The sequence below is a fragment of the Xanthobacter autotrophicus genome (genome assembly GCF_029991245.1).
Lineage (GTDB): Bacteria > Pseudomonadota > Alphaproteobacteria > Rhizobiales > Xanthobacteraceae > Xanthobacter > Xanthobacter autotrophicus_C.
On record NZ_JAIVFO010000144.1, the window covers coordinates 1 to 11,654 of the forward strand.

Sequence of the window (11,654 nt, forward strand, 5' to 3'; positions counted from 1 at the left end):
GTGCGGGCGGCAACGGGGGTGAAGGCGGGACCGGGGGCGCCGGGGGCGTCGGCGTCACCGGCACGCTCTTCGATCTGACGAACCGCGGAACGCTCACAGGCGGCGCGGGAGCCGAAGGCGGCGCCGGGGGCGCCGCGGGCGTCGGAGGCCAGGGCGGCGTGGGCGGCAACGTACGAGTTGACGTCGGTCCCGCTGTGGGTGATGCCTCCGGCACCGGCGTAAGCGGCAGGGGCGGCGACGGCAGTGTGGGGGGAGCCGGTGGCGCCGGCGGCACGGGTGGAGCCGGCGGCGCAGGCGTCAGCGGCAGTTCCTTCACCGTGACCAATGCCGGATCGATCGCGGGCGGCGCAGGAGCCGAAGGCGGCACCGGTGGTGAAGGCGGCGCAGGCGGCTCTGGCGGGTCGGCCGGTTCCTTCCGGCCTGGCGGCAGCGGCGACTTCCAAAATTCTGTGAACGTCTCGGGTGCCGCCAAAGGCGGCGGCAATGGTGGGCGCGGCGGTGACGGCGGCGCGGGCGGTGACGGCGTCACCGGCACGGATTTTTCCATCACCACTTCCGGCACGATCAGCGGCGGCAAGGGCGGCGATGGCGGCGCGGGCGGCAGCGGCGGCAGCGGCGCCATCCCCGCCAAAGGCGGGACGGGCGGAAACGGCGGGAACGGGGGCAATGGCGGTGCCGGCGTGAGCGGCTCCGGCTTCAGCCTCACCAATACAGGCACGATCATCGGCGGCGACGGAGGAATGGCCGGACTGGGGGGCCTGGGAGGGGCTCGCGTGGAGGGCGGGGGAAGCGGCTTTGCCCCTGCCGGCGACCCTGGAGTGGACGGCGTGGGCGGTCTCGGCGCGGTTGGTGTCATCTCCACCGGCGGTTCCACCATCAAGAACGCCGGTTCCATTGTCGGCGGACTCTCCGGCGATGGGGTGACGCGCGCCAATGCGATGGAGCTGTCCGGCGGCGGCAACACGCTGGAGCTTCAGGCGGGCTATTCCTTCACCGGCAATGTGCTCTCCTTGAGCGGCACCACCAATGGCGGCGATGCCCTGACGCTCGGCGGCACGGCCGCGGCCGCGTTCGACGTGGGCCAGGTGGTGCCGACCCTCTCGGGCTCGCTCTCCGGCACCCAATATGTGGGCTTCAACGCCTTGTCGGTGGTGGGCGGCGAGTGGACCGGCACCGGCACCAATGCCAGCGGCCTGAGCTGGACCCTCACGGGCGGCGTGCTCGCCATCGCCGATGCGAAGACCTTGGAAGGGGCCGGCCCGTCCTTCCTCACCACCACGTTCGACGGCGGCACCCTGCGCACCACTGCCAGCCTCACGCTCTCCGGCGACCTCGTCCTTCTGACGAACGGGGGCACCCTGGAGACTGCGAGCGGCACCACGGCAACGGTGGACGGCGCCCTTTCGGGCAGCGGCGCCTTCACCAAGGCCGGCGACGGCACGGCGACCCTCACCGGCGCCAACATCGGCTTCACCGGCAAGACGGTGATCGACGCCGGCACGCTGGCTCTGTCGGGCGGGGGCTCCATCGCCAACTCGAGCGCCGTCGCGGTGAATGCCACGCTCGACATCTCCGGCATCGACGGCGCCGGCACCACCATCAAGACGCTATCCGGCAGCACCGATGGGGTGATCGCGCTCGGCACGAAGGCGCTCACCGTCAACCAGGGCGAAGACGCCACATTCGCCGGCGCCCTGTCTGGCAGCGGCGCCTTCACCAAGGAGGGGGCGTCCACCCTCACCCTCACCGGCGCCAATGCCGGCTTCACCGGCCAGACGGCGATCGACGCCGGCACGCTGGCTCTGTCGGGCGCGGGCTCCATCGCCAATTCGGCCGCCGTCGCGGTGAATGCCACGCTCGACATTTCCGGCATCGACGGCTCCGGCACCACCATCAAGACCCTGTCCGGCAGCACCGATGGGGCGATCGCGCTCGGCACGAAGGCGCTCACCGTCAACCAGGGAGCAGACGCCACATTCGCCGGGGTCCTCTCCGGCAGTGGCGCCTTCACCAAGGAGGGGGCGTCCGCCCTCACCCTCACCAACGCCAATGCCGGCTTCACCGGCAAGACGGTGATCGATGCCGGCACGCTGGCTCTGTCGGGCGGGGGCTCCATCGCCAACTCGACCGCCGTCGCGGTGAATGCCACGCTCGACATCTCCGGCATCGACGGCGCCGGCACCACCATCAAGACCCTCTCCGGCAGCACCGATGGGGTGATCGCGCTCGGCACGAAGGCGCTCACCGTCAACCAGGGCGCCGACGCCACATTCGCCGGCGTCCTCTCCGGCAGCGGCGCCTTCACCAAGGAGGGGGCGTCCACCCTCACCCTCACCGGCGCCAACATCGGCTTCACCGGCAAGACGGTGATCGACGCCGGCACGCTGGCTTTGTCGGGCGCGGGCTCCATCGCCAACTCGACCGCCGTCGCGGTGAATGCCACGCTCGACATTTCCGGCATCGACGGCGCCGGCACCACCATCAAGACCCTCTCCGGCAGCACCGATGGGGCGATCGCGCTCGGCACGAAGGCGCTCACCGTCAACCAGGGCGCCGACGCCACATTCGCCGGCGTCCTCTCCGGCAGCGGCGCCTTCACCAAGGAGGGGGCGTCCACCCTCACCCTCACCGGCGCCAACATCGGCTTCACCGGCAAGACGGTGATCGACGCCGGCACGCTGGCTTTGTCGGGCGCGGGCTCCATCGCCAACTCGACCGCCGTCGCGGTGAATGCCACGCTCGACATCTCCGGCATCGACGGCGCCGGCACCACCATCAGGACCCTGTCCGGCAGCACCGATGGGGCGATCGCGCTCGGCACGAAGGCGCTCACCGTCAACCAGGGCTCAGACGCCACGTTCGCCGGGGTCATCTCCGGCGATGGCACCCTGACCAAGGAGGGGGCGTCCGCCCTCATCCTCACCGGCGCCAACACCTATGCGGGCGGCACGACCATTTCCGCCGGCACGCTGCAGATCGGCGATGGCGGCACCACGGGCTCCCTCACCGGCGATGTGCTGAACAATGCCGCCTTGGTCTTCGACCGCTCCGATGCCTATGGCTTCAGCGGCGGCCTTTCCGGCGCGGGCACCATGACCTTCCGCGGCGGCGGCACGGTGCAGCTCGGATCGTCCGGCACCTTCAGCGGCGGTACATTCGTTGAAGATGGCACCGTCACCCTCGCCAATGCGGCCCTCGGCGCCTCCGTCTTCACCGTGCAGACCGGCGGCGTTCTGGCCGGCCAGGGCACAATCGGCGGGCTCGTGGTCAATTCAGGGGGCGTTGCGGCACCGGGCAATTCGCCGGGCACCCTCACCGTGAAGGGCGACGTCGCCTTCAATTCCGGCTCGGTCTACCGGGTGGACGTGACCGCCGGCGGCGACCACGACCTCATCGATGCCACGGGGGCCGTCACCCTGTCTTCCGGCGCATCCGTCGCCGTGAATGCCGGCGCGGCGGTGTTCCTGCCGGGAACGGCCTACGCCATCATCACCACCTCCGGCACGGTCACCGGCACGTTCGGTTCGCTCACCGGCGACCTGCCCACCAGCACTTACATCTTCCTCGATCCGGGCCTCTCCTACGACACTCACAATGTGTATCTGGGGCTGATCTATAACGACATCGCGTTCACCACCTTCGCCCGCACGCCGAACGAGGCCGGTGCCGCCAACGCCGCCCAGACCCTCGGCGACGGCAATCCCATCTATGACGCCATTCTCGCTCTGCCCAAGGGCACAACGCCGGGGGCCACGTTCGCCGCGCTCTCGGGCGAGGCCTATGCTTCGGCCGGCACGGTGATCGTGCAGCAATCGAGCTATGTCCGCGATGCGGTGGGCGCGCGCCTCATCCAGGCGCTCACGCCGGAAGGCGCCGCGCCGCTCGGCTATGCCATGCCGGTGAAGGCGCCGGCCACCGCCCATCTCGGGGCCGGCCTCACCCCCACCTTGTGGGCGCAGGGCTATGGCGGCTGGGGCGAAACCAACGGCAACACCAATGCGGCCTCGGTCTCCAACACCATTGGCGGCTTCCTCATCGGCGCCGACGTGGCGGTGAGCGAGACTGCCCGCGCCGGCCTCTTCGGCGGCTATGGCCGGTCCAATTTCGATATGGCGGACCGGGCCTCCTCCGGCTCCATCGACACTTACGACATGGGCCTTTACGGCGCGGCCCAGTTCGGCCGCCTCGCCACGCGCGGGGCCTTGACCTATGGCTGGCACGATGTCTCCCTGGACCGCACCGTCGCCTTCCCCGGCTTCTATGAGACGCTCTCCGGCGGCTATAGCTCAGGCTCTTTCCAGGCCTTCGGCGAATTGGCCTATGGCGTCACCTTCGGCACCATCGACGTGGAGCCGTTCGCGGGGCTGGCCTATCTCAACCTCGATGGCGCCTCCCTCACCGAGACCGGCGGGGCGGCGGCGCTCGGCGTCAGCACCGCATCGTTCGAGACGACCTATTCGACGCTCGGCATGCGGCTCGCCACTTCCATCGGTGTGCTGGGGCGGCCTTTGACCCCGAGCGTGACCCTCGGCTGGCAGCACGCCTTCGGCGACACCACGCCGTATGCGAGCATGCTCTTTGCCGGCGGGACGACACCCTTCCAGGTGGCGGGCGCCCCCATCGCGCGGGATGCGGTGCTGGTGGGCGCGGGGCTGGGCTATGCCGCCTCCGAGCTTGCCACCCTTTCGGTCAAATATAACGGGCAGATCGCCTCCGGCGCCTCCCAGAGCGCGTTCTCGGCGGAATTCGCCTGGAAATTCTGAGGTAAGGCTTATCTCAGGAATGGCTCATCGGTTCCCTTGGAGGCTTAGTCAGCCTCCGAGATGTGGCCGGGAAGAACCCATACCGATTAGCGGTTAGCCGGCGCCATTGAGCCATAGGCTCATGAGTTCCGCGCGGCTGCTCACGCCGAATTTGCGGAAGATGCGCGTGACGTGCTGGTGGGCCGTGGAGGTGGCGATTTCCAGCTCGCGACCGATCGCCTTTTCCGTGGCCTTGGTGAGCAGCATATGCAGCACCCGCCGCTCCGCCGGCGTCAGAGGCGAAGAGGCCATGATGAGGCCGTGCCCCAGCATGAGATGGCGGTGAAACCACTTGATGCCGCGCAGCGCGTGGACGAGCTGCGCGATCCCCTCGTCAGTGAAGGTCTTGCGCGAATAAAAGCCGAAGTGGGATTCGCAATCGGCATTCAGGGGAAAGGCGACGAAGACCGCATCGTGCGTCCCCACCGAACCGTAGTGCCGCTGATAGAACGGCGTCTCGAACCAGTCCGAAGGGAGTTCCCGGCGGAAGGAATAGGTTCGGAACGTGCCTACGTTTTGCATGGGCAGAAGGAAGGAGGGATCGATCTCGCGGCGGTCCCAGACCTCCATGATCTCCTTGAAATGCTGTTCATCCGGGTGCGGCTGGACCGGATGCAAGGCCTGCATGGCCGCGACGCGCCAGCCCTGAAGGGGATCGGCGGGGGCCACATCCCCAAGACGGATGGCACCGGCCCAAGTGGCGTTCCAGGCCCCCGTCGCTTCGCAGAGCGCCGTCATGAGGTGGGCGGCCGCTATCGGTGATTGACCGGCCTCGAAGTCCGACAATTCGTCCCAGAGGCGGTGTATGGCTTCGAGGTTCACGGCGCTCACGTTCCCGGCCTTCATCCGCGCCGCATCAAACGCAGAATCCTCGCTCCGTCGACTAACACCACGGGACCTTTCAAAAGGCGATAGGCTAAAAGGCGCGATGTTGGAAGGCGCGATTATCAGGCCGCAGACGCGCATGGCGTAAAGACCGTTCGCTCGCCTTTGCACGCCTGTTCTGCAGCATCCAGCAGATCGGCGCCCTCATCGACGAGGCCGACACAAGGCGGCGTCTCTCACGTCGCCAACGAATCGAAGGCCGGCACCGTGAGGACGCAGCCGATACCCTCGCCGCCGTCTGAATCGTCACCAATGCGAGCCCGTATGAAACCGGACTCCATGCCGATCAATAGGCCTGCAGCGCCAGCACCCCCCCGGGGCCGATCATCAGTCCCCAGGTTTCGTCGGAGCGAACCTCCACTTCGTCGGCCTGAACCCTTCCGCCTGTTCTGATCGAATATTTGTATTTTCCGGGCGCGAGATCCAAGGTTGGCCCGTCAGGCGCCTTGGTTCCAGCATTTCCCGCGACCTTGATCGCCCGATTATTGAAGGTGAGTGATACTTCGTCTGGCATGATATTGCCGAACATCACGCGGGCCTTTCCGGCTTCCGGCAAAATGCCCGCTTTCCGGGCCGCCTCCGGATTTTTCAGGCTCAGGGTGACCGTTGTTTCATTGCCCTTTCGACCGAGCTTCAACACGGCGGGCCCTTCGGGGGAGGCGAAGCGGACCGTCGCACGGTCGGCCGCGACCACCTGGCCTTTGGCCTCCTCTTTCCAGTTTCGATTGCCAAGCTCGCGCCGGTAGAATTCCAGAACCGCGGCGAGGTCGAGCGGCACATTGGCGTTGAGCTCGCGCCGGAACGGGGTCTGGGTTCCTTCCGACATGGTGTGGCGCTTGGGAACCGGCAGCCCCGCGCTCTCCTCGACGATGAGATCATCTGCCGACGGCGCTGGCGCACCGCCCGTACGACTTTCGTTCTTCTGGGCGGGCTCATCGGGCTTCGCGCCCGCAATCTGCAGGCCCGAGCCCCGCGCATTCACATTGGTGCTGGGCCCCATCTTCATGACCGTGATGGAGAGATCCTTGTTCCCCTTGGCGAATTGGAGCTGCGCCATGTTTGCGTTGTTGATCACGCCTGGCTTCGCGCGCCATCCGGACTGCTTCAGGGCCGACCGGAAAAACTCGGCGATCGACTTGACGTTGGACGCGCTCGTGAATTGGAGCGTTCCGTCCTCGCCGTCGAAATCGACGTCCCGCGCGGTCTCCGGGAGCGGGATAGGCGCGCTGCCGCCCGCGAGCGGCCGCAGCGGTTCGACGGAATCGCCGGCCCCGTGCGCGGGGGCCTGCGGCATCGCGGCACCGCCGGGCATCGATTCGGCCGCGCGCATCATCTGCTGGGCCTGCTGCAGCATGTCATTGACCGAGCCGCCGCCCGTCACGCCATTGGTCTTGGGCTTGGTGATTTTCTCTATAAGGCTGACGGTCGTCAGCCCGTACTGGCGAGCAACCTTCAGAGTCGCCGTGCCTTCGGGAAAGGTGAAATTCACCACCGCCTCGTCCGGACCGATCGTACTGCGCGGCGCATCCTCGTTCCACCCGCGCGCCGAAAGCGCCCCCCTGTAGAACGACAGCACCGCTTCGAGGCTCGCCTGGACCTGGACGTGGATCTCTCTCCCAGTCCCGCCATTCGTGCCACCCGCATTCCTGCGCGGCTTGGGGACCGGCAGGCCGAAGATGTCGCCATCGGCCTCGACCGATTGCAGTTCGGCGAAGAAGGGTGTTTTCAGCTCCACCAACGTCCTGCCGTGGTCGCTTGCCCGCAAGACGAGCGCGAGCGGCCGGGTATTGCCGCGCGTGAAATAGGCGATGTCACCATTCGCGGGCTTTGGATCGAGCTTCGCATTCGGCCATTTCGCCGCGATGTCCGCATCCGGGAGCAACTCCCAATCGCTTTCGGCGAGCTTGCGGGCATAGAATTCACGCAGGCTCTGCGGCGTGCCGCCGGAGGTCAGGCTGAGATAAGGCCGATGCTCGTCGAACACCACGTCGAGGGCGTCGTCCGGAACCGGCGGCGCGAATTGCAACCGATCGGCCACATACTCCACCGTGGTCTGATCCGTGGTGTCCTCGTTCCTGCCGGGCGAAAGGGTGAACCGAACCGAAAGGCCCTGCTGCCCCTTGATGAAGGTCAGCCAGGTCGAATGCCGGTCATCCAGCGGAACCACATAGAAGCTCCAACCCTGGGCAGCCAGCAGTGCCTTGATCGCCGCGGTCGTGGCGGGAACATTGCCGGGAACGGAGTAAGATACGCGCTCGGCGGTTGACTTTCCCGTGTCACGTGCGCCCGGGAGGCGCGGCAGATCGGAGACGACGACCAGAGGCGCGACATTGTCGCGGCTGAGATAGACTTGGCGGGCGTTCTCGAGAATGCTGATCGGCTGCGGCTTGATCTCGACCCTGACCTTTCCGGCGTCGGCCTTCTGCAGCACCAGTGCCAAGGCCGTTTTCGGGCTCTGGTCGCTGACGAAATAGGCGTAGCCCCCGCCGTCATGGAGCGTTCCCGAAGGACCTCCCGGCGCCTGCTTTCCATTGGCCCTTGCCGACCACAGGAACCAGCCGCGGCCGGCGAGTTCCCGGCGGTAGAAATCGAGGAGCTTTTCGACCGGCTCGCCGCTTGTCAGGCTCAACGACGGCCTGTCTGGCGAATATTCGATATTGGCGGCATCGGCCGTGAAAGGCAGGTCCACCTTCAGCGGCACAGCGGAATATTGTACGCTGATGGCGTTATTCTGCGCTGGCGCGACCGTGATGAAAACGTTGAGGGCCTGCGATCCCTTCTTTAACGTCATGGTCTTCATCGTCGGGTTTTCAGCAGAGGCCGCGTTTGGCGCGGCATATTTTTGCCAGCCGAGGGCGGTGAGCGCCTTTTCGACCGCGTCAGCCGTCGGGCCGATCGCCTGGGGTGAGACGAAGATCGTCGTAGCTGGGCTGGCGAAAACGTCCTTGGCACCGGGAACCCGCGGGAGCTTGCTGGCGTCAAAGTCGCCGACGCTGGCGCGATCCGGCACCTGGGCCGCGGAAGGCAGGCACTGCGCAGCGGAAACCGCGATGATCGCGCAAAATGCCAAAAGATAACGGCGGTGGCCGCCTCGCCGCACGCCGAAGCTCCCGATTTCGCCGATCATTATAGTCTCCGGAGGAAGCGCCACGGGCCGAAAGGCAAATCGACTTTCGATCCAGTTGCTTCCCACGATCGGCGCACATTGTGAAGGCTCCGCTTTGGGAAAACGGTTCTGAACGACCGACGTTGCTCGTGATTATGTCGGGCTCAGTTCTCTGCGGCGGTAGGATTTAGCCTTATCAGCCCGCGAGAGCACCCGTCGATCTGCTTGCATCGCAAGCTGATCGGGCAACGCGTTCTCTTTTGTAGCAGGGGGGCAGAGGCAGCGATTGCCAAGGGTCAATGACCGAGCCCCCTCCGGTGGCCTCCTTTGCAGCGAGAACGCTCTCCATCGCCAACTCTTCCCCCAGCCGGAATGGAGCCGCGGCCGTGAGCGTGCCCCGGCGCGGATTACACCTACGCCGGGGCACGGCTCCTCATTCCTCCGCCGCGGGGGAATGCGGAGGTCACGACCACAAGAGATGTGAAATGTTGGAGGCGGCGCCTCAGGCCGCGCAGGTCGGACGGGCCCGACGCCGGGCCGCAAGATCTTCGATCTCCGCAACGAAGCGCTCCCGCGCCGGCGCCTCGGCACGCAGGGCATCGGCGATCCTGCGCGCATTCTGCACGAAGGCGGGCTGATCGATCAGCCGGCAGATGGCTGCGGCGATGGCGCCGGCGTCGCTCGCCGGGTCGAGCCTCAGGCCCGCGCCGTGATATTCGACACGCGCGGCATTCTCGTTCTGGTCGCGGCCCATGGGCAGGACCAGCAGCGGCACGCCGTGCCGGAGCGCGCGCAGGGTGGTGCCATGCCCGCCATGGGTGATGGCAAGGGTCGCTCGCGGCAGGATCGCCTCATGCGAGGCGGACGCCACGACCCGCACATTGGGACGGGCCGGAAGGTCGGAGGCTTCGAGCATGTCGCCGAGCGTGACGATCGCCTCCACCGGCAGGGCGCCGAGCACCTCCACGAGGCGGGCGAGCACGGCGCGCTGCCCCTGTTCCGTGGTGCTGAAGGAGACCAGCACGCGCGGCCCCGCCGTTCCCTCGAAGCCATCCCCGCGCCCCGCGGCCCAGCTCGGCTCACGCAGCAGCGGCCCGATGTAGCGGACCTCCCCGGGAAGCCCGGCGACGGGAAAATCGAAGGCCGCGCTCGTCGCCAGCAACTGGAGGTCGGCCGCGCGCATCTGGTCAAGCGCGCGGGCGAGGGGCTGAAGCCCCAGCGACGTGCGCGCGGCGTTGAGATGCGGAAGGAAGCCGTTCCACAATGCCTCCACCGCCCCGGCGGCCGCACGGTCACGCGCGTGATCGGCGGCGCTCGCGGCCGGAAGGAAGCCGGGACCGAACGGGGGATGCCCCGGCAGCGGGGAGAGCGAGACGTTGGGCGCCAGGACAGCGGTGGGGATCTGCGCCACCTCTCCCGCCAGCACGCTTCCGAACAGCAGGTCGCTGGCAATCAGGAGATCGGTCGGGCGCACCGTCATCACGTCGATGAGATCGCGCGCATGGGCCTCGGAGGGGCCGAGGAAGACCCGCTCGGACCAGGCCGCCATGACGGCGAACGGATCGGGCCACTCGCCGTCGCGCACCGGAGCACTCGCAGCCGAGCGGTCGGGCCGGTTCGGCGCCCGCTTCCAGCCCACGAAATGCGCGCCCGCCGCCCGTGCGTCGCTGGCGATGGAATCGTCGGCGACGAGGGTCACGTCGTGGCCGCGGGCGCAGAGCGCCTCGACGGCGGCCAGTGTCGGCGGCACGTTGCCGCCGCCCTCCCATCCGGCCACGACGATGCGCAGCCGGCCCGTGGGGGCCAGTGTGGGTTCCATCTCCATCCTCCTTATATGCCGGCGTTCGGGCGCCGGCGCCCTTCACTCCTCGCGGAGCAGCCGCTCCACGATCTGCGTCATAAGGCGCTGTGTCCGCTCGGCATCGTGGCCCTGCCGACGGCGCATGAGGTGCCAGACCCAGACGTCCGTCACCGCCAGAAGCTCGGCGAGCAGGTCGTCCCGCCGCGCGCCTTCGCACTTGTCGAGCCACGGGCGGAACATGTCCGAGATCCATTCCCGGTGGCCGCTGCGGCCCTGGTCCAGAACTGCGCCGAACTCGGGGATGCGATCCTCCTGGTTCAACGTGCGCACCACCAGATCGCCGCTGCGCTCGTAGTCGGCGATGAGGACGCCGATGATGCCGGCGACGTCGGCCGGCGCGTCCTGCCAGCGATGCGTCCGGATCGTGCTGTCCTGCTGCGCCGCGAGCGCGCTCAATACACCGGCCTTGCTGCCGAAGCGGCGGATCACCGTCTGGCGCGTGGTGCCGGCTGCTGCGGCGATCTCGTCCAGGGTGACCTCGTCGAACCAGCGCGTCTCCATCAGCGTCGCGAAGGCCTCGACGATCTGATGCTCGGTGCCGCGCACCGCGCTCTCCCGCGCCACCTGCCGATAGGGCCTCGCCGCCATGATCAACTCCATTTCATGTTACATTGAGTAACACGAAATATGAGCCTGTCAATGGCACCCGCCTGGTGTTTCCACGCTGGAGCTCTCCCGCGCTCTGAAGCGGCTTCACGCCATCCCGCAAGCGCTGTGTTCTGACCGCGTCAGATCAGCCGCAGCCCCTTCAGGCTCGCATGCCCGTCCTTGCCGACGATGATGTGGTCGTGCACCTCGATGCCGAGGGGCTTGGCCACCTCGATGATCTTGCGGGTCATGTCGATGTCAGTGTCCGCGAGCCCGATCGGCACTTAGCACTACAGTTGCGTTTTGCTAGGGTTTCTGAATCGATGGGCGACCATGATTCGGGATCTGATGATTGGTGGTGCGTCGGTTGAGGATATGCTGGCGCTTTGGGCATCGGCCTTGCGGGAGGGCA

5 protein-coding genes and 2 pseudogenes are annotated in these 11,654 nt (G+C 67.4%); 1 reads left to right on the forward strand and 6 read right to left on the reverse strand.

Translation table 11 applies throughout. The features are described 5' to 3' along the window. Positions 1-443 (reverse strand): annotated as a pseudogene (locus K9U41_RS18910) (hypothetical protein); the annotation flags it as partial. A gap of 6 nt (positions 444-449) precedes the next feature. Here K9U41_RS18910 and K9U41_RS18915 point away from each other — a divergent pair. Next, on the forward strand, positions 450-4,763 hold the full coding sequence (locus K9U41_RS18915) for an autotransporter domain-containing protein (protein WP_282642421.1): 4,314 nt from the start codon (positions 450-452) through the stop codon (positions 4,761-4,763). Positions 4,764-4,856: 93 nt separating this feature from the next. On the opposite strand, the gene K9U41_RS18920 is transcribed toward K9U41_RS18915, so the two are convergent. The 5 genes and pseudogenes from K9U41_RS18920 to K9U41_RS18940 form a co-directional block, all read right to left on the reverse strand. Further along, complete coding sequence (locus K9U41_RS18920; protein ID WP_282642422.1) at positions 4,857-5,624, reverse strand: helix-turn-helix transcriptional regulator; 768 nt, start codon at positions 5,622-5,624, stop codon at positions 4,857-4,859. Between the two features lie 349 nt (positions 5,625-5,973). Next, positions 5,974-8,814 carry a hypothetical protein gene (locus K9U41_RS18925; RefSeq protein WP_282642423.1) on the reverse strand — a complete coding sequence of 947 codons (2,841 nt, stop codon included), beginning with the start codon at positions 8,812-8,814 and terminating at the stop codon, positions 5,974-5,976. 481 nt (positions 8,815-9,295) lie between these two features. Continuing rightward, entirely contained in the window at positions 9,296-10,612 is a 1,317-nt protein-coding gene (locus tag K9U41_RS18930) for a glycosyltransferase (RefSeq protein ID WP_282642424.1), read from the reverse strand. Between the two features lie 42 nt (positions 10,613-10,654). Continuing rightward, on the reverse strand, positions 10,655-11,242 hold the full coding sequence (locus K9U41_RS18935) for a TetR/AcrR family transcriptional regulator (protein ID WP_282642425.1): 588 nt from the start codon (positions 11,240-11,242) through the stop codon (positions 10,655-10,657). A gap of 140 nt (positions 11,243-11,382) precedes the next feature. Beyond that, positions 11,383-11,502: pseudogene (locus K9U41_RS18940) on the reverse strand (JAB domain-containing protein); the annotation flags it as partial. Positions 11,503-11,654: the final 152 nt, after the last annotated feature.